Origin of the sequence: Bacillus sp. XF8, assembly GCF_017498755.1 — a bacterium.
In the GTDB taxonomy this organism is placed as follows: domain Bacteria; phylum Bacillota; class Bacilli; order Bacillales; family Bacillaceae_G; genus Bacillus_A; species Bacillus_A bingmayongensis.
This window is the reverse complement of the sequence record NZ_JAGDQK010000036.1, coordinates 40065-59796: the sequence shown is the minus strand read 5'-3', so window position 1 is coordinate 59796 and position 19732 is coordinate 40065. Positions and strand designations below refer to the sequence as shown.

Annotated in this window: 16 protein-coding genes, 4 tRNA genes and 1 pseudogene; 18 read left to right on the top strand and 3 right to left on the bottom strand. The window is 35.7% G+C overall.

Features of this window, described 5'->3' with window-relative positions; translation table 11 throughout:
* The first annotated feature begins 9 nt into the window (after window positions 1–9).
* The 16 genes and pseudogenes from dnaB (at window position 10) to J4P91_RS21025 (ending at window position 12832) form a co-directional block, all read left to right on the top strand.
* Window positions 10–1371, top strand: a complete 1362-nt coding sequence (dnaB, locus tag J4P91_RS21100; protein WP_017150081.1) for a replicative DNA helicase — start codon at window positions 10–12, stop codon at window positions 1369–1371.
* 215 nt (window positions 1372–1586) lie between these two features.
* Window positions 1587–2876: an adenylosuccinate synthase gene (locus J4P91_RS21095; RefSeq protein ID WP_207995706.1), complete on the top strand. Its 1290-nt coding sequence runs from the start codon at window positions 1587–1589 to the stop codon at window positions 2874–2876.
* A gap of 154 nt (window positions 2877–3030) precedes the next feature.
* Window positions 3031–3106: transfer RNA gene (locus J4P91_RS21090), tRNA-Lys, on the top strand.
* A 13-nt stretch (window positions 3107–3119) separates the two neighbouring features.
* Window positions 3120–3191 (top strand) — tRNA-Glu (locus J4P91_RS21085).
* Between the two features lie 22 nt (window positions 3192–3213).
* Window positions 3214–3289 (top strand) — tRNA-Asp (locus tag J4P91_RS21080).
* 42 nt (window positions 3290–3331) lie between these two features.
* A tRNA-Phe gene (locus tag J4P91_RS21075) sits at window positions 3332–3404 on the top strand.
* Between the two features lie 285 nt (window positions 3405–3689).
* A complete protein-coding gene (gene walR / locus J4P91_RS21070) occupies window positions 3690–4397 on the top strand; it encodes a cell wall metabolism DNA-binding response regulator WalR (RefSeq protein WP_017150079.1) in 708 nt (235 codons plus the stop codon).
* 3 nt (window positions 4398–4400) lie between these two features.
* The gene (walK, locus tag J4P91_RS21065) at window positions 4401–6236 is read left to right on the top strand and encodes a cell wall metabolism sensor histidine kinase WalK (RefSeq protein WP_207995705.1); all 1836 of its coding nucleotides are present in this window, start codon (window positions 4401–4403) and stop codon (window positions 6234–6236) included.
* Window positions 6233–7570 carry a YycH family regulatory protein gene (locus J4P91_RS21060; RefSeq protein WP_207995704.1) on the top strand — a complete coding sequence of 446 codons (1338 nt, stop codon included), beginning with the start codon at window positions 6233–6235 and terminating at the stop codon, window positions 7568–7570. The genes walK and J4P91_RS21060 overlap by 4 nt, the downstream gene beginning before the upstream one ends.
* Window positions 7551–8366 carry a two-component system regulatory protein YycI gene (locus J4P91_RS21055; protein WP_207995702.1) on the top strand — a complete coding sequence of 272 codons (816 nt, stop codon included), beginning with the start codon at window positions 7551–7553 and terminating at the stop codon, window positions 8364–8366. The genes J4P91_RS21060 and J4P91_RS21055 overlap by 20 nt, the downstream gene beginning before the upstream one ends.
* A 6-nt stretch (window positions 8367–8372) precedes the next feature.
* The gene (locus J4P91_RS21050) at window positions 8373–9167 is read left to right on the top strand and encodes an MBL fold metallo-hydrolase (RefSeq protein ID WP_207995701.1); all 795 of its coding nucleotides are present in this window, start codon (window positions 8373–8375) and stop codon (window positions 9165–9167) included.
* Window positions 9168–9230: 63 nt separating this feature from the next.
* Window positions 9231–10415 (top strand): S1C family serine protease, encoded by a 1185-nt coding sequence (locus tag J4P91_RS21045; RefSeq protein WP_207995700.1) that lies wholly within the window; start codon window positions 9231–9233, stop codon window positions 10413–10415.
* A gap of 55 nt (window positions 10416–10470) precedes the next feature.
* Window positions 10471–10656, top strand: coding sequence for a CxxH/CxxC protein (locus J4P91_RS21040; protein WP_207995698.1), 186 nt, complete (start codon window positions 10471–10473; stop codon window positions 10654–10656).
* Between the two features lie 59 nt (window positions 10657–10715).
* Window positions 10716–11195: a 23S rRNA (pseudouridine(1915)-N(3))-methyltransferase RlmH gene (gene rlmH, locus J4P91_RS21035; RefSeq protein ID WP_001026999.1), complete on the top strand. Its 480-nt coding sequence runs from the start codon at window positions 10716–10718 to the stop codon at window positions 11193–11195.
* Window positions 11196–11461: 266 nt separating this feature from the next.
* Window positions 11462–11584 (top strand): annotated as a pseudogene (locus J4P91_RS21030) (CPBP family intramembrane glutamate endopeptidase); the annotation flags it as partial.
* Window positions 11585–11953: 369 nt separating this feature from the next.
* Window positions 11954–12832: a radical SAM/SPASM domain-containing protein gene (locus J4P91_RS21025; protein ID WP_017150071.1), complete on the top strand. Its 879-nt coding sequence runs from the start codon at window positions 11954–11956 to the stop codon at window positions 12830–12832.
* A 54-nt stretch (window positions 12833–12886) separates the two neighbouring features.
* Here J4P91_RS21025 and pepF read toward each other — a convergent pair whose 3' ends face one another.
* From pepF to J4P91_RS21010, 3 genes are all read right to left on the bottom strand, one after another.
* Complete coding sequence (gene pepF, locus J4P91_RS21020; RefSeq protein ID WP_207995697.1) at window positions 12887–14704, bottom strand: oligoendopeptidase F; 1818 nt, start codon at window positions 14702–14704, stop codon at window positions 12887–12889.
* Between the two features lie 222 nt (window positions 14705–14926).
* A complete protein-coding gene (guaC, locus tag J4P91_RS21015; RefSeq protein WP_207995694.1) occupies window positions 14927–15910 on the bottom strand; it encodes a GMP reductase in 984 nt (327 codons plus the stop codon).
* A 303-nt stretch (window positions 15911–16213) separates the two neighbouring features.
* Window positions 16214–17287, bottom strand: coding sequence for a DctP family TRAP transporter solute-binding subunit (locus J4P91_RS21010; protein WP_207995692.1), 1074 nt, complete (start codon window positions 17285–17287; stop codon window positions 16214–16216).
* An 87-nt stretch (window positions 17288–17374) separates the two neighbouring features.
* On the opposite strand from J4P91_RS21010, the gene J4P91_RS21005 reads away from it, so the two are divergent.
* Together J4P91_RS21005 and J4P91_RS21000 are read left to right on the top strand one after the other, a co-directional pair.
* Window positions 17375–18976 (top strand): ATP-binding protein, encoded by a 1602-nt coding sequence (locus tag J4P91_RS21005; RefSeq protein WP_207995691.1) that lies wholly within the window; start codon window positions 17375–17377, stop codon window positions 18974–18976.
* On the top strand, window positions 18966–19664 hold the full coding sequence (locus J4P91_RS21000) for a response regulator (protein ID WP_207995689.1): 699 nt from the start codon (window positions 18966–18968) through the stop codon (window positions 19662–19664). Before J4P91_RS21005 ends, J4P91_RS21000 begins: the two co-directional genes overlap by 11 nt.
* The last annotated feature ends 68 nt before the right edge of the window (window positions 19665–19732 follow it).

Below are 19732 nucleotides of genomic sequence, written 5' to 3'. Positions count from 1 at the left end.
GGATTGCGTATGAGTGACGTACTTGCTGATCGTACCCCTCCGCATAATATAGAGGCCGAGCAAGCAGTTCTAGGTGCTATCTTCCTCGATCAAGATGCGTTAACTTCGGCTTCAGAACTGCTGCTACCGGAATCTTTCTATCGGACAGCACACCAAAAGATTTTTGGGGTTATGCTTGAACTATCTGATAAAGGAGAACCAATTGATTTAGTTACCGCAACAGCAGCTCTTGCTGACCAAGGGTTGTTAGAAGAGGTTGGTGGTGTTTCCTATTTAGCGGAATTAGCGGAAGCTGTTCCGACGGCTGCCAATGTAGAGTATTATGCACGCATAATTGCGGAAAAATCACTTTTGCGCCGTTTGATTCGAACAGCAACTCACATTGTATCAGATGGTTATGAACGTGAAGATGATGTAGAAGGCTTGCTAAATGAAGCGGAGAAAAAAATATTAGAAGTATCACATCAAACAAATGCAAAAGCATTCCAAAATATTAAGGATGTTCTTGTAGATGCTTATGATAAAATTGAACTTTTGCATAATCAAAAAGGTGAAGTCACAGGGATACCGACTGGATTTACTGAATTAGATAAGATGACAGCAGGATTTCAGCGTAACGATTTAATCATTGTGGCAGCCCGTCCTTCAGTAGGGAAAACGGCCTTTTCACTGAATATCGCGCAGAATGTGGCGACTAAAACAGATGAAAATGTAGCAATTTTTAGTTTAGAGATGGGTGCCGATCAGCTTGTTATGCGTATGCTCTGTGCAGAAGGGAATATTGATGCGCAAAGGCTTCGTACTGGTTCGTTAACTTCAGATGATTGGGCGAAGTTGACAATGGCAATGGGAAGTCTTTCGAATGCTGGTATATACATTGATGATACGCCGGGAATTCGTGTTAGTGAAATTCGTGCAAAATGCCGCAGGCTAAAACAAGAGCAAGGGCTTGGAATGATTCTAATTGATTACTTACAGCTTATTCAAGGTAGTGGGAAATCTGGTGAAAACCGTCAGCAGGAAGTATCTGAAATTTCCCGTACATTAAAAGGAATTGCGCGTGAGCTACAAGTGCCTGTTATTGCCTTATCTCAGCTATCTCGTGGTGTTGAATCTCGTCAAGATAAACGTCCGATGATGTCTGATATTCGTGAATCAGGAAGTATTGAGCAGGATGCCGATATTGTGGCATTCTTGTACCGTGAAGATTACTATGATCGTGAAACAGAAAATAAAAACACGATTGAAATTATTATCGCAAAGCAACGTAATGGTCCGGTAGGTTCTGTAGAACTCGCATTCGTGAAGGAATTTAACAAATTCGTAAACTTAGAGCGGCGTTTTGACGATGGACATGCACCGCCGGCATAGTAGAAGTATAAAAAAGAAACACATTTCTTATAATAAGATGTGTTTCTTTTTTTACGAACAAAAGATAGGGCTTTCATCGTGTGAATAAAGAATTCTTACGAACGAAACAGATAAAAGATAAAAAAATGTTCGTTTTTAAATTGACTTCTTTTTTCATTTTGGTACAATTATATTGTTTGAAAAGTTCGTTTGAAAATTGCGGAGGTGCTTGAATAATGTCTTCAGTAGTAGTTGTAGGAACACAGTGGGGCGATGAAGGAAAAGGTAAAATTACTGATTTCCTTTCTGAACATGCGGAAGTAGTTGCAAGATATCAAGGTGGAAACAACGCAGGACATACAATTGTTTTCGGCGGTGTTAAGTATAAACTACACTTAATTCCATCTGGTATTTTCTATAAAGAAAAAATTTGTGTTATCGGAAACGGTATGGTAGTAGATCCAAAAGCATTACTTGTAGAATTAAAATACTTACACGATCGTGGTGTAAGCACTGATAATCTACGTATTAGTAACCGTGCGCACGTTATTTTACCTTATCACTTAAAACAAGATGAGTTAGAAGAAGAGCGTAAAGGTGATAATAAAATCGGTACAACAAAAAAAGGTATCGGTCCAGCATACATGGATAAAGCTGCTCGCGTTGGTATTCGTATGGCTGATCTTTTAGATCGTGAAGCATTTAAAGAAAAGCTTGAACGCAATTTAGCAGAAAAAAATCGTCTGTTTGAAAAAATGTATGATGCAGAAGGCTTTAATGCAGATGAAATCTTTGAAGAGTACTTTGAGTATGGTCAACAAATTGCACAATACGTATGCGATACATCTGTTGTATTAAATGATGCATTAGATGAAGGACGCCGCGTATTATTTGAAGGTGCGCAAGGCGTAATGCTTGATATCGACCAAGGTACGTACCCATTCGTTACATCTTCTAACCCAGTTGCTGGTGGTGTAACAATCGGTTCTGGTGTTGGTCCTTCTAAAATCAAACGTGTAGTAGGTGTATGTAAAGCATATACAAGCCGTGTTGGTGACGGTCCATTCCCTACTGAACTTAATGATGAAATTGGTCATCAAATTCGTGAAGTTGGTCGTGAATATGGTACAACAACAGGTCGTCCACGCCGTGTAGGTTGGTTTGATAGCGTTGTTGTTAGACATGCACGCCGCGTAAGTGGTTTAACAGATCTATCTTTAAACTCTATCGACGTATTAACAGGTATTCCAACTGTGAAAATTTGTATTGCATATAAATATAATGGAGAAGTTCTGGATGAAGTTCCAGCAAACTTAAACATTTTAGCGAAATGTGAGCCTGTATATGAAGAACTTCCAGGTTGGACTGAAGATATCACAGGTGTAAAAACATTAGCTGAACTTCCTGAAAATGCAAGACATTATGTAGAGCGTGTGTCTCAATTAACAGGTATTCAATTATCTATGTTCTCTGTTGGTCCAGATCGTAATCAAACAAACATCGTTCGTAACGTATACGGTGGTTAATTAAGATAAAATTGATTTATTTAAGAAAAAACTCATGCTTATGTGAGTTTTTTCTTATTCTTTTATAAAAAAAATATAAAAAGGTATTGCAAAAATAAAAGTTGTTGTGGTAAGATAACTCTTGTCGTCACGAAAATATGACGTTGGTGAGTATGAGCCATTAGCTCAGTTGGTAGAGCATCTGACTTTTAATCAGAGGGTCGAAGGTTCGAGTCCTTCATGGCTCACCATTTTATTTTTCGTGGCCCGTTGGTCAAGTGGTTAAGACACCGCCCTTTCACGGCGGTAACACGGGTTCGAATCCCGTACGGGTCATGTCTTTTTATATATGTTTTGTGGTCCCGTGGTGTAGTGGTTAACATGCCTGCCTGTCACGCAGGAGATCGCCGGTTCGACCCCGGTCGGGACCGCCACTTTTGTTTATACCACCATTAGTGGTTTTATATATATGTTTTGGCTCGGTAGCTCAGTCGGTAGAGCAGAGGACTGAAAATCCTCGTGTCGGCGGTTCGATTCCGTCCCGAGCCACTCTCAGGATATTAAGTGGGCCCACTTAATATCCTTTTTATATTGTTCAATTTTACAAATGAGAGTAGTTATTTTACAATAGAATGAGGAGCCTCTAGCAGTTGAAGCTAGAGGTTTTTCTGTAGATCGTATAGTGATCCACTTATAAGTGAATCATACATGATTCTATGAGAATAGAGGAGAAAATACTCAAACAAAGGATACGATTGTTTGGCTATATGCCATACAGATAGCTGTGCATGTTTGAGGATGATTGACCATATTTTTATTAGGAGGAAATAAACAATGATGGGAAAGAAAATCTTAGTCGTTGATGATGAGAAACCGATTGCAGATATTTTAAAATTTAACTTAGAAAAAGAAGGCTTTGAAATTGTGATGGCGCATGACGGTGACGAAGCCATTGAAAAGGCGAACGAGGAACAACCAGATATGGTTTTATTGGATATTATGTTACCGGGGAAAGATGGGTTAGAGGTTTGTCGTGAAATACGAAAAAACTCTGAAATGCCAATCATTATGCTAACTGCGAAAGACTCTGAAATCGATAAAGTGCTGGGACTAGAACTTGGTGCAGATGATTATGTAACAAAACCATTTAGTACGCGCGAATTATTGGCGCGTGTCAAAGCAAACTTGCGTCGTCATCAACAAGGTGGCTCAGCTGAAAAAGAAGAAAATACAGAAATGGTTATTGGACCAATTGTGATTAATCCAAATGCGTACAGTGTAACAAAAAGAGAAGAAAGCATTGAACTTACGCATCGTGAATTTGAATTGCTCCACTATTTGGCGAAACATTTAGGACAAGTTATGACGCGTGAGCATTTATTACAAACAGTTTGGGGATATGATTATTTTGGAGATGTACGTACGGTAGATGTAACAGTACGCCGTTTACGTGAGAAAATTGAAGACAACCCAAGTCACCCGACTTTAATTGTAACAAGACGTGGAGTAGGGTATTACTTGCGTGATCCAGAGCAGGAATAGTATATGAAGAAAGTTGGTTTTTTTCAATCGATTCATTTGAAATTTGTGCTCATATATATGCTATTAATTTTGATAGCAATGCAGGTTATTGGTGTATATTTTGTTCGTGAACTTGAGAAAAGTCTCGTACAAAGTTTTAAGGATTCATTAACGCAACAAACGAATTTACTGTCTTACAATTTGAAGCAAGAGTTTACAAAAGAGCGTGAAAAAACAGACCCACCCTTAGAAGAGGCTATTAAAACGTCAATCACGGAATTCGCATCAGACCGAAAAAAAGACATTCAAGAAGTAAGTGTTATTGATCCAAACAGACGACTTTTAGCGGTATCTTTAGAATCTAAGCAAGGTAGGGTAGGGAAAACGGTAACAGATTTATCTGTCCAACGGGCTATTGTACAAAAAAAGGCTGAAGGAAAGATTGAGAAAGATGGAACTACCGGTCATCGTGTCCAAGTTATGGCAACCCCAATTGAGGGAGAGAAGGGGAAAATAATTGGGGTCATTCATATCGTTGCTTCTATGGAAGATGTTTATAAGCAGATGAAGGATATCAATCAAATTTTTGCAACCGGGACAGTGATTGCTTTATTAGTAACAGCAGTTTTAGGAATTTTATTAGCTCAAACAATTACAAGACCAATTTCAGATATGCGAAGACAAGCAATTGAAATGGCAAAGGGAAATTACTCTCGTAAAGTAAAAGTACATAGTCACGATGAAATTGGTCAATTAGCACTATCGTTTAATAATTTATCAAAAAAATTACAACAAGCACGTTCTTCGACTGAAAGTGAAAGACGTAAGCTTTCGTCCGTTTTATCTCATATGACAGATGGCGTAATTGCTACTGATCGAAAAGGAGACATTATTTTATTAAATGATCCTGCGGAAAAGATGTTAAACGTTTCACGTGAAACGGCATTAGATCAGTCTGTTTTAGAAGTATTAGGTATTCAAGAGGAATTTACACTCGATCATCTATATGAAGAACCAGATTCTGTTTTATTAGATTTCAGTACGCGAAATGAACCGTATATTTTGCGAGCTAGTTTTTCCGTTATTCAAAAGGAAACAGGGAAAACAAATGGTTTAATCGCTGTATTATATGATGTGACAGAACAAGAGCGTATTGACCGTGAGCGCCGTGAGTTTGTAGCGAACGTATCACATGAACTGCGGACACCGTTAACGACGATGCGTAGCTATTTAGAGGCACTTAGTGATGGTGCATGGCAAGATCCGAATATCGCACCACAATTTTTAACAGTTACACAAGAAGAAACGGAAAGAATGATTCGACTTGTGAATGCATTGTTGCAATTATCTAAATTAGATAGTACGGAACATCGTTTAATGAAAGAATGGGTAGACTTTACAGATTTCTTTAATAATGTTATCGATCGTTTTGAAATGTCGAAAGAACAAAATGTAATCTTTAAACGTTCATTCTCTAAGAAATCTCGATTCATTGATATGGACGCTGATAAAATTACACAAGTTTTATATAACATTATTTCGAATGCTTTAAAGTATTCTCCTGAAGGTGGAACAGTAACATATCGCCTGCGCGATCGAGAGGATATGTTAGAAATTAGTGTAAGTGACCAGGGAATGGGTATTCCAAAAGAAAATGTAGAGAAGATTTTCGAACGTTTTTATCGTGTAGATAAGGCACGTTCAAGACAGATGGGTGGAACAGGCTTAGGTTTAGCAATTGCTAAGGAAATGATTGGGGCACACGGTGGATCTATTTGGGCGAAAAGCGAAGAAGGGAAAGGAACAACTATTTATTTCACCCTTCCAATGGCGAAGGAAGAAGAGGACGATTGGGAATGAATATGGAAAACTTTAAAACCATTGTCCTTATTAACTTAGTTGTCATTAGCCTGTTTCTTACTTTTAATTTGTGGACGTATGTACCTGATTCTAATTCGGTGCAAAGCACAAAGGTTGTCCAAGGGAATGCAGATGCACTAAAACAAGATATTTCAGATGTAATTGTCCCATCCTCTATGATTGTTCATAAGGATAAGAAGCATTTCGTAAGTGAAAGGAAAGCTAATATTGACTTGTTATATACAGTTATCGAGAGAGGAGAATTGCATGATTTTAAGGATATCACGAATTCTATCTCAAAAGGTGATTTCCTCTCTTATGTGCATGGGGAAGACAAGATTGAAATTGTCTTTCCGACCGAGGTTCCATTTGATGCAATTAGGAGCGTATTAACAATTAAAGATAAGAAATTAGATATGCTTAATTTTGATCGTATTATTGTCGATCCTTCTAGAAGTCGTGATCAAAATATTGATGTGAATTTTGTTTCTTACAGCAATCGTAAAATATATAAAATGACATTAACAGGTGTGAATCTAAGAGATATTGTAAATGCACAAAATCAATTTCTAGCTTTAGCAAGACCGTATTTTGCTTATGAAATAAATGATACGAAAAAAATATTTTTACCAGATGATTCAACAGAAATGCAAAATCTAATGTATTTTGCTACAGAAATGGGAGTGGAATCATTTAAAAATGCACTATTTAGTGATCCGCGTTATGTAACTCCTATTTCTAATGAATTAGAAGAAACCTATACAGATGGTATTCGCCTTATGCAAATAAACAAGCAGAACCGAATACTGAAGTATACAAATTCATCTGTGGCTAGCGGTGCGCGCATGTCCGGTAATCTCCTTATGCAAAGAAGTTTCGAATTTGTTAATAGTCATAGCGGCTTAACGGATGCATATAGATTTGATTATCTAAATTCAAAGGGAAAAACAAAATTCCGTTTATATGAGGAAGATTTACCTGTATTTAATCGTGATGGAATGACTGAATTAACACAAGTATGGGGATCGGAAGAACTAATTAGCTATAAGCGACCATTATTTAATTTATTAATTAATAAAGCTGAGGATAAAAAGATAGTGCTTCCAGCTGGACGGACCGTTATCCAGTCATTAGAAAAAAATCCGAATATAGATAAAAAATTAATTCAAGATATAGGAATTGGTTATAAATTAGTAACAGAAAATGGACCGAATGGACATGTTGCAAGTGGAAACTTAGAGCCAATTTGGTATGTAATTTATGATGAAGATCATCAAGTATTTGAGTGGAGTGAAGAGAGGGAGGGAGAGCTAATTGGATTGGAATCGGATTAAAACAATATTTATTGTTACCTTTTTTATTTTAGACCTCTTTCTCGTGTTTCAATTCATTCAAAAGCAAGATAGTAATCAATTAGAGTTAATGGCAGAAACAAAGGTAGATCAGCAGTTAAAAGATGATAAAATTACCGTTGGTGATTTGCCAAAAGAACCAAAGAAAGATTCTTTTATTATAGCGAAAAATAAGGAATTTAAAGAAGAGGATATCCGTTCCTTAAAAAACCAAACAGCTATTTTACAAGGTGTAAATACAATTGTAAGTAAATTAAAGGAACCATTGTTAAACGCAAAAACAGTATCTAAAGATAAGTATAGTGATTTTTTGAAAAACTATGTGTTAGATGGTCAGAAATATGAGTTTGGTAAAGCGGAAGCAACGAAAATCTATTTCTTTCAAAAGTATAAAGATAAGCCTATTTTTTATAATGATCATGGGATGATTGTTGTGGATTTAAATGAGAAAGGTGAATTTGTTTCGTATACACAAACAATGTTAACCGATTTAAAAGAGATGGGTGAAAATGAAAAAGCAAAAGAGCAAGAAATTATTACAGCTCAAACAGCTTTAGAAAATTTATACTTTAAGAATGAAATAAAACAAAATACGCATTTTAAAGAAGCACAGATTGGATATGCAACTCTTGTTGCATCTTCTGCTTCTAATATACAAGTGCTTGCTCCGACATGGAATTTAAAAACAGATCGAAAAGTAGATTATTTTGTGAATGCTATTGAAGGACAAGTTATTAAGTTAGAGAAAGAAAAGGAAAATGAAAAAATAATGGAGTGAGCAGAAATGAGTTTGCATTTTAGTGTACTTGCAAGCGGCAGTACAGGAAATGCGCTATATGTAGGGACTGAGAAACAAAAATTGCTCATTGATGCAGGCTTGAGTGGAAAAGCGACAGAAGCTTTATTTCAGAAAGCTGAATTGGACATTCAAGATATATCAGGTATTCTTGTAACACATGAGCATAGTGATCATATTAAAGGTCTCGGTGTTTTGGCACGTAAATATCAGTTACCTGTGTATGCAAATGAAAAAACGTGGAACGCCATGGAACATTTAATTGGTAACATTCCAACTAATCAAAAGTTTGTTTTCTCAATTGGTGATGTGAAAACATTTGGAGATATTGAAGTGGAATCGTTTGGTGTTTCTCATGACGCGGCAGAGCCAATGTTTTATGCATTTCATCATAATGGTAGGAAATTGGCTCTTATTACAGATACAGGTTATGTAAGTGATCGTATGAAAGGTATCATTAAAGGAGCAAATGCATTTGTGTTTGAAAGTAATCATGATGTTGAAATGCTTCGTATGGGACGCTATCCATGGAGTATAAAACGACGCATTTTAAGCGATGTGGGTCATGTTTCTAATGAAGATGCAGCACTTGCAATGACTGATGTTATCACAGATGAGACGAAACACATTTATTTAGCGCATTTAAGTTTAGATAATAATATGAAAGAATTAGCACGTATGTCTGTTGCACAGGTGCTAGAGGAAAAAGGTTTTGCAGTTGGAGAAGCGTTTGAGATACATGATACGGATCCAAAGGCACCAACGAAAATTCAATACGTATAATTCTTGATTTTAGTAAACAATAAAGGAAAATATAGTTGTTTTCAGGAGGATTGGTGAACAAGTATGTCCTTTATTGATGAAGAAGAATTTCGTATGAAACGAACAGGTAAAAAGAAGAACAAAGGTATCGTTATTTCTAGCATAGCAGGAACAATTGTTGGGGCTTCATTGTTTGCATTTGGAGCTCCTTTATTTTCTGAATCTGAAACTAGCCCATTACAGCAAGCTGAAGCAAGTGAAGAGAATATGATAGTAAAGCAATCACAAACAGCGAACCATTCTGGTTTTGTAGATGCTGTTGATCGTGCATCGGAAGCGGTTGTTGGTGTAATAAACATTCAGCGTGATAATTTTTCAGAAGCAGATTCAGAAGCTGGGACAGGATCAGGCGTCATTTATAAGAAAACAAATGGTCATGCTTATATCGTAACAAATCATCATGTTGTTGCGGGAGCGAATCGTATTGAGGTGAGCTTAAGTGATGGAAAAAAGGTTCCTGGTAAAATATTAGGTAGCGATGTAGTTACAGATTTAGCTGTTCTAGAAATAGATGCAAAACCAATAAAGAAAGTAATTGAAATTGGTGATTCTAATACGGTTCGTCGTGGAGAAGCAGTTATTGCAATTGGAAACCCACTTGGATTACAATTTTCAGGAACTGTTACACAAGGAATTATTTCTGCAAATGAGAGAATTGTACCTGTAGACTTAGATCAAGATGGGCATTATGACTGGCAAGTAGAAGTATTGCAAACAGATGCAGCTATTAACCCAGGGAATAGTGGCGGTGCACTTGTAAATGTGGCAGGACAACTTATTGGAATCAACTCGATGAAAATTGCAGCGAAAGAAGTAGAAGGAATTGGGCTTGCTATCCCAGTTACAAGAGCAGTTCCTGTTATGAATGAGCTTGAAAAGCACGGGAAAGTAAGGCGCCCTTATGTTGGGGTCGAACTAAGATCTTTAAATGAAATTCCGAATTATCACTGGTCCGAAACATTGCATTTACCAAGTAGTGTAACAACGGGCGTTTGTATTTTAGATGTAAAAAGTCCATCACCTGGTGCAGATGCTGGGTTACGAGAATATGATGTAATTGTAGCAATCGATGGAAAACCAGTGCATGATATTATTGGATTCCGAACAGTTTTATATAATAAAAAAATCGATGATAAAATGACACTAACATTTTATCATGGTACAAAAAGGTCAACAACAACAGTGAAATTAGGCAGTCAAAACTATTAAGAAAACAGGAGGACAGCCCTCCTGTTTTCTATTGTGGAAAAGTGAGGTGAAGAATATGGATTTACCTTGTTGTCTAGAACATGTAGAGTTAGCACTAGATATCATTGTGGATGAGTGTGAAGTGGCGCCGATTATCAACAGTGTGGATAACTCAGAAAAAGAACAAAAAACATGTGAATTTTGTCAAAATAAGGCGACATATGTTGTATCGAACACAGATTCTCACACAATATGTGGGTAGTGTATGTGGATATGTGGATAAGTTTTGTGGATAACGTGTTTGTAAGGTGGGGAATACGTGTGAATATCTCGATTATTTCAATTGGAAAATTAAAAGAAAAATATTTAAAACAAGGTATTGCAGAATACTTAAAACGACTATCTGCGTATGCAAAAGTAGAAGTTATTGAATTGCCGGATGAAAAAGCGCCGGAAAATTTAAGTGAAGCAGAAATGTTAATTGTAAAAGAAAAAGAAGGTATACGTATACTGGATAAAATTTCAGATGATACACATGTTATTGCATTAGCAATCGAAGGAAAACAAAAGTCATCAGAAGAATTTGCAGCGAATCTTGATCGCCTTGCGACATATGGAAAAAGTAAAGTGGCATTTGTAATCGGGGGCTCACTAGGCCTTAGCTCGGAAGTGATGAAGCGCTCTAACGAATCACTTTCATTCTCGAAAATGACACTGCCGCATCAGTTGATGAGATTGGTACTTTTAGAGCAAGTGTATCGGGCGTTTCGGATTAATCGTGGTGAACCGTATCATAAGTAAATAAGATTTTTCAAATAGGATGTTCTTTATTGTGAAATACAGTTGCAGAGTCTACGCTTGTATTCAAGTATAATGTAATTAAAAGGGAAAATTCCGAATATTATACCGGAAAAAATCGCTATTTTAAGCTGTTTTTTAGAAAACTAAAGTAGAAGTTAAATCTTGATATAAACACCCCTTGACACAATTGTGCCAAGGGGTGTTTATATTGGTACAGCTGTTATAAAAGTAGATAGTTTACAGCAGGAGAACTACATGCGTCATATAATCCAATCAGCGGAGTTATTGCAACGGTCTTATTTCTTGGAATAGGGATGTTTCTTAGAGCGATAAGAATCAAAAGAGAAAGTAATCCAAACAATAAGGTTGAACAATCAGTTACAATTTAAAGTCCCTCTCTTTAAGGTATCAATATTTTACGTATATAACGATCTTACTGGCTTAAAATAGGTGGAAATATAACCCTCATGAAATACAATATGGTGAACCGGATTTTAAGTAAAAATATATTAATATATAAACTAAAAGATATATATTTTGGTATTCTTGTTGTAATAATAGTATAGTAATACACTAGTGTGTGAATGGTAGAAGATTATCGGAGACAAGTTTCTGATGGTCTTCTACATATTTTTTGAGTGAAAATGGTAACATGTGTCTTGAATAAGCATATTTTCATTTTGGAGAAATTATGCTGTAATAGTGATAGAACAATATTTCGTTCTGTTCTAAGTAGTCAAAGAAGTGGGGAATTAAGATTGAAAAAGTTTAAGAAGTTTTACTTAGAGATTACTAGTGTATGTAATCTTGCATGCAGTTTTTGTCCGCCAACAGAACGACAGAAGCAATTTCTTTCTGTGGAGGATTTTTCTAAGAGATTAGACCAGATTAAACCTCACACAGACTACATTTATTTACATGTAAAAGGTGAGCCGTTGCTCCATCCTAAAATAGATCAATTGCTAGACTTAAGTCATGAAAAAGGGTTTAAAGTTAATATTACAACCAATGGAACGTTAATTAATAAAAAGAGGCATAAATTATTAAATAAACCTGCATTAAGACAGATGAATTTTTCACTTCATAGTTTTGATGGTCATCCAGGATCTGAAGATAAAGAAGGATATGTAAGAAGCATCCTTTCTTTTATTAAAGAAGCAACGAGTCAATCAGAATTAATTGTTTCGCTGAGACTATGGAACCTGACACAAGACAATAAGACGAATCTTGAAATACAAAGAAACAGACAATTATTAGAAATTATTGAGAAAGAATTTGATTTACCATACAAAATTGAAGAGAAGATCACCCCAGGAAGTGGTGTGAAGATTGCGGATCGCATTTTCATTAACCAAGATTACGAATTTCAGTGGCCGGCCTTGCATGAAGAAGAGGACGATGGAAAGGGCTTCTGTCATGGTCTTCGAAATCAAGCAGGTATTTTAGCAAACGGAACTGTTATTCCTTGTTGTTTAGATGGTGAGGGAATCATTAACCTTGGAAATATTAATGAGGCCTCATTCTCTGAGATTATCGAAAGGGATAGAGCTAAAAATCTTGTAGATGGATTTTCACGTAGAGTGGCAGTAGAGGAATTATGTAGAAAATGTGGGTATCGTAAAAGATTTGGAAAATAAGAAATGAGCCCTCATAAGAATGGTAAATACATTCTCATGGGGGCTCATTTTTGATTACTCTTGATAAGAACGTTCTAACTCATCAATTAATGAACCAACATAAGAAACAGCTTTACGGACTGGCTCTGGTGTCGACATATCAACTCCAGCATGTTTTAGTAGTTCAATTGGTTCCATCGTTCCGCCTGCACGCAGTACATCGAGCCAACGATCAATAGCTGGCTGTCCTTCTTCTTGAATCAACTGGGCTACAGCAGTCGATGCAGTTAAACCGGCAGAATACGTGTATGGATATAAACCCATATAATAATGCGGTTGACGCATCCAAGTTAAACCTGCTCCTTCATCAATTTTAACCGTATCTCCCCAAAACTCAGAAAGAACATTCGTTTTTACTTCTGTTAATGTTGTTGCAGTAAGGGCTTTTCCATCCTCAGCTAAAGTGTATACCCTACGTTGATATTCGGCTTCAAGTAAATGGGTGACAAAATTATGATAATAAGTTCCTAGTAACTGTAAGATAACCCATCGGCGCATTCTCTTATCTTCATTTGTAGCTAGCAAATGCTGGGCAAGTAGCACTTCATTCATCGTAGATGGTGCTTCAACGAAATACAAGGACGGACGAACGTTCATCATACGTTGATTTTTATTTGCTAAATAAAAATGTCCGGCATGTCCGAATTCATGTGCTAATGTAAAACATCCACGCATATTACCTTGCCACGTAATGAGGATGTAAGGATGTGATCCATATGGGCTAGAGCAGAAGGCGCCAGTTGATTTTCCAACATTATCTGCGAGGTCTACCCATCTTTCTTTAAAACCTTTTTCTATGATTGCACTGTATTCAGGGCCCAATACTTTTAAAGATTCCTGAATTAATTTACCAGCTTCTTTGTAATTTATTGTTGGATTGAAATCTGGATCTAGCGGTGCATGCAAGTCACAAAAAAGCATTTGTTCAAGTCCTAAAACTTTCTTTTTAAGCGCAGCAAAGCGGCGCATATGAGGTGCTAATTCTTTATAAATAATATCTAGCTGATTGTTATACATTTCAAGTGTTACTTTCTGTGGATCCAAAAGCATATGAGTGACAGAATCATACTTACGTAAACGAGAGAGTGTTACTTGCTTCATGACCTCTGTTGAGTAAGTAGCAGCAACAGTGTTTTTATATTGTTTGAGCGTTGAAATGAAAGATTTATACGCTTTTCTGCGAATATCTGTGTTAGGAGAAAACTCGTAGCGACTTTCAAATAATGCAAAGGATACCGGTAATTCCGCGCCTTGTTCATCCTGTATAGGAGAAAACTCCATATCTGCTAACTTAGTCATTCCATAGATTTTATAAGGTGCTCCATGTACTTCACCAAGCGCTGCGAGTGCTTCTTCTGTTTCTGGCTCAAGCTTATGCTTTCTCGTTTCCAGAATGTCTAATAGCGATTTACGGAAAGGCTCAAGCTCTGTTTCATCTTGAAGATATTTTTCAATTGTTCCTTCAGGAAGTAGCAGAACTTCATTTGGAATAAAAGATAGGGCTGTATGCAGCTTTGTGCCTAAGGCAGAAATTTTTGATGAATTTGCTTGGATAATCGGATCTGTTCGGTCTGTAGATTCTTTTAAGTTTGCAAATGTCAAAAGTTTAATCAATTTCATCAACAGTTGCTCTTGTAAGAGTAGGCAATCTAATAAAACCCTTGGTCCATTATGCAAAGTTGTTTTAAAGGTATCTATTTTCTTCATATCTTCGTCCAGCACTTTGAGTGCATCTTCCCAATCCTGATTGGACATAAATAAATCAGTAAGGTCCCATGTTAATTCAACAGGGACTTCTGAGCGATTAAGACGTTTCTCTATTACATTTTCCATTTTGAATCCCTCCTTATTATTTCTAATATTTAATAAAATAATACTAGAAAATTCTGTTAATTTAAACTATTTATCTATTTGATAAGGGAATCGGAGGAATCTCTGATTGGTTATGTACATTGAATCGTATCATAAGAAAAACGAGCAAGCACGAAATGAAGTACTTGCTCGTTTTTTATATAACAATCAAATATTTATTACATTTAAAATGGAGAATATCCCTTAGTATACTTTATCACCATTAAAGATTGAGTTTTTCACGACAACATAATCTACAGTACGAATTGATTCTAATTTCGTTCCGCCAGCATAAGAAATGGAAGATTGAAGATCTTGCTCCATTTCGATTAATGTGTCTTCTAAAGAACCTTTGTGTTCGACAAACATTTTTTTGCCTTCAACATTTTTCTTTTCACCTTTTTGGAATTCTGAAGCTGAACCAAAGTATTCTTTATAGAGTTTCCCATCTCTTTCAATTGTTTCTCCTGGAGATTCTTCATGTCCAGCAAATAAAGAACCAATCATAACCATAGTTGCGCCGAATCTAATGGATTTAGCGATATCACCATGTGTACGAATGCCTCCGTCAGCAATAATTGGTTTACTTGCTGCTTTTGAACACCAGCGTAAAGCGGCTAATTGCCAACCGCCAGTTCCAAATCCAGTTTTAATTTTCGTAATACATACTTTACCAGGACCAATGCCTACTTTTGTTGCATCAGCACCAGCATTTTCTAATTCTCTTACTGCTTCTGGAGTTCCAACGTTTCCTGCGATAACAAAGCTCTCAGGTAAATGTTCTTTAATATGTTGAATCATTTTTATTACAGCATTGGAATGGCCATGTGCAATATCTATTGTAATGTACTCAGGTACAAGGTGTTCTTCAGCTAATTGTTGTATAAATCCATATTCTTCTTCTTTAACTCCAACACTAATAGATGCGATTAATCCACGTGAGTGCATATCTTTAATAAAAGATGTACGTTTCTCTGGTTCAAAACGATGCATTACATAGAAATAGCCACTTTCTGCTAAGTAAGTAGCAATCTTTTCATCTATAATTGTTTGCATATTTGCAGGTACCACGGGTAATTTAAATTTATGTTTACCTAAAGTTACAGTTGTATCACATTCAGAACGGCTATTTACCACACATTTTGCCGGAATTAATTGAATATCTTCATAGTCGAATACGTTTTCCATCATTTACACCCCTAAATACGAATATTTCATTGTGTATCATTAAAAATGTTCGTCCATTTGATAATGTACATTATTTTTACCAATAAGTCAAAGTTTTTTATTGTTTATTTAGCAAATATAGGTGTGAAATCTAATTTTTATAGAAGTAATACCGAATTAAACTTCTTTTATATTAGAAAAATGTTCGCATTTTAAAAATGTATATTACAAAAGTTCGAATGATAATATCGGAATAATATTTCAATATATATAATGACGGACTTAACAAAGAAAAAGAGTATTAAACAATACCCTTTTTCTTTGTTATTTATTCTCTTCAAGAAATTGATATTTCTTTTTCAATTCTTTTAAATCATTTATTAAATTCTCTCCAATTGTAGGAGCAAGATCTTCATATATAGGAGCTAATGCCTTTTCCCATTCTTTCTTTTGTGCATTAGTTAGTTCATGAATTTGAATGGATGAATTTTGTTTAATAAGTTCAAGTTGTTCTTCATTCATTCGGATGGACTGATGATTATTCCAGTCAGTCGTTTCTTTTATTGCGTCAAGTAGTATTTGCTTCGTTTTTTCTGTTTGTTGATTCCATGTTTTTTGATCCATCATGACAACATAGCCTAAATACCCATGATTACTAATTGTCAAATAGTTTTGAACGTTATAAAATTTTTTAGAGTAGATATTTGAAATTGTATTTTCTTCACCATCAACTTTGCCAGTTTCAATTAATTTATATGTAGAATTAAATGAATCTTGGTGTGCATCAACTTTTAATAAATCAAATTGAGATTGGATCACATCGCTTTGCATAATGCGAAAGGATTGTCCTTGTATATCTTCAGGTGTATAAATAGGCCCTTTATTTGAAGTGATTTGTTTAAAGCCATTTGACCAATGGGCAAGACCTTTAATTTTATCTTTTTGTAAGGACTGAAGTAATTGTTCCCCAATTTTTCCGTTTAAGCCTTCTTGAATGGCTTCATAATTTGGAAAAGCAAATGGCAAATCTAGTACACCCCATTCGTGAGATAGCATGCCAAGCTTTGAAGTAGAAGGAGCAATAAAATGAACTTGTCCAGCTTTTAAAGCACGGATTTCTTCTATATCAGAGTAGAGGCTCCCGTTTGGGAAAATTTCTATTTTTATAGTCCCATTCGATTTCTCGTTCACAAGCTCAGCAAATTTACTAGCAGCAAGCCCTTTAGGGGTATTTTCTGCCACAACGTGACTAAATTTGAAAACAATTTGTTTTTTCAGCCCTTCTTGGTCATCGTCATAAGCAAGTTTACTTTGGGAAAAAAGACTGTGAGACCCTACAAATAAAGCACTAGTAATTAAAACAATAACAAGGAGTATAAAAGTAACTATTTTTTTCATCTTAAACCTCCTCTTGGGTTGTTATTGTAAGCATACCGACAAGATTTTTATTCGTAAAGATGCTTTTAGAGGAAAGGGGAATGAACAGTGAAACAATTGCCCATCCGCTGGAAAATTACGATTTTATCCTATGCTGTAGTTATCTTTTCATTACTGATAGGTGGAATTATTATCATCGCAAATATTCAACAGAAGGAAGAAAAAGAATTAAGAATTAGATCTATGAATACGGCGCGGACAGTAGCGGAACTGTCAGATGTAAAGAAATCACTTCAGGAAAAAACGGGGTGGTTTACATTGAATCCTGTTATTGAAAATATTCGGGTGATTAATGAAACAGATTATATTGTAGTAATGAATATGGAGCGAATTCGATATTCTCATCCTGTGAAAGAAATGATTGGAAGGCAATCAAAAGGGGCCGATGAAGAACCAGCATTTGCGGAACATATTTATTTTTCAAAAGCAAAAGGAGAGATAGGTACTGTAATTCGTGCTTTTATGCCCATTAAGGATCAAAGCTTAAATCAAATTGGTGTTGTTGTTGTAGGGAACAAAATCCCGAACTTTTGGGAGATTATGATAGGACTAGCGGAAGAGATTTCTTTTATTGTTATATTAACTTTAATATTTGGATTGATAGGTTCGTTAATGCTTGCCAACCATATAAAAAAACAGATGTTTCAGTTAGAACCATATGAAATTAAGCGAATGTTAGAAGAAAGGACAGCAACTTTTCATTCGATTAATGAGGGCGTGATTGCAATTGATAACCAAGAAGTTATTACAATTTTTAATGAGAAAGCAAAGCAGGTTTTTCATGTAGATGGAAATGTCGTAGGAAAGCCTATCCGTACAGTTTTAAAGGATACAAGACTTCCAGAAATCGTGGAGAGGAATCAGGCAGTATACAATGAAGAGATAAAAGTGAGTGGGAAGGTAATTTTAAGTAATCGTATACCAATCAAGAAGGATAATGAATTAATTGGAGCCGTGGCAATCTTTCAAGATCGTACTGAAGTAACAAAGCTTGCAGAAGAATTAACAGGAGTGAAAACCTTTGTAGAGGCACTTCGAGTACAAAGCCACGAGCATATGAATAAACTTCATACAATAGCAGGTTTAATTCAACTTGGTAAAGCAGATAAGGCATTGCAACTTGCTTTTCACACTTCAGAAGAACAGGAAAGTGTAACAAATTTTCTAAATGAAACGATTAAAAATGATGCTATCGCAGGTCTCCTCTTGAGTAAAATAAGCCGAGGAAGGGAATTAGGTATACAAGTTGTAATTGATCAAAATAGTTATTTAGAAGCATTTCCTTATCAACTAGATCAACATGATTTTGTTGTATTACTAGGTAACTTAATTGAAAATGCATTTGGATCATTCGAACAAACTGATGTAGAGAATAAAAAAATTGATATTAGTATTGAACAGTCAGAAGATGTATGTGCGATATTGATTGAGGATAATGGATGCGGCATAAAAGAGGAGTATTTACCAAGGGTGTATGAGAAGGGATTTACTGTGAATAAAATGAGTGGGACAGGTTATGGACTTTTTCTAGTAAAGCAAATTGTTGAAAAGGGAAGAGGAGAAATTTGCATTTCATCTTTTCAAGGTGAAGGAACTTCTTTTATCATTACTTTTCCAATGGAGATGGGGGCGGAATTGTATGAAATATAAAGAGGAAATCAAAGTACTATTGGTTGAAGACGATCCAATGGTTCAAGAAGTAAATAAAGAATTTATTAGAAGTGTAAAGGGATTTCAAGTAGTCGCCGTCGCTAGCAATGGCGAGGAGGGGATTAACCTTGTCCAAAAAATAAATCCAGATCTCGTTATTTTAGATATTTTTATGCCGAAAAAGGATGGTATCAAGGTATTACAGGAATTTCGAAAACAAGAGTTAGAAACAGATGTAATCGTTGTGTCTGCTGCAAAAGATAGGGAAACAATTAAACTCATGCTTCAAAATGGTGCGATGGATTATATTATTAAGCCTTTTAAGTTATACCGAATTCAGCAAGCTCTAGAAAAATATCGGCAATATAGAATGAGTCTGAAGGAATCTGGGGCGATTTCACAGGAACAGCTTGATTTATTATTATATTCCGGGCGTTCTAAAAAAACATCAAGCAATTTGCCAAAAGGATTAAATGAATTTACATTGAATGAAATTGAAGATTATGTAAAAAAACAAGATGAACCTCGTTCTGCAGAAGAGGTAGCGAGTGCAATTGGAATAGCCAGAGTTACCGCTCGGCGCTACTTAGATTATTTAGAGAAAAGCGGATTGATTCGTTTAGCAGTTCAATATGGAGGAGTTGGAAGACCAATCAATCGTTATGTATATCGTGAAGTAAAAAAATGAGACCAAAATGACCAAAACATTCGTTATGACCATAAACTTTTCATCTCTAATTGGAAACGCTATCATTA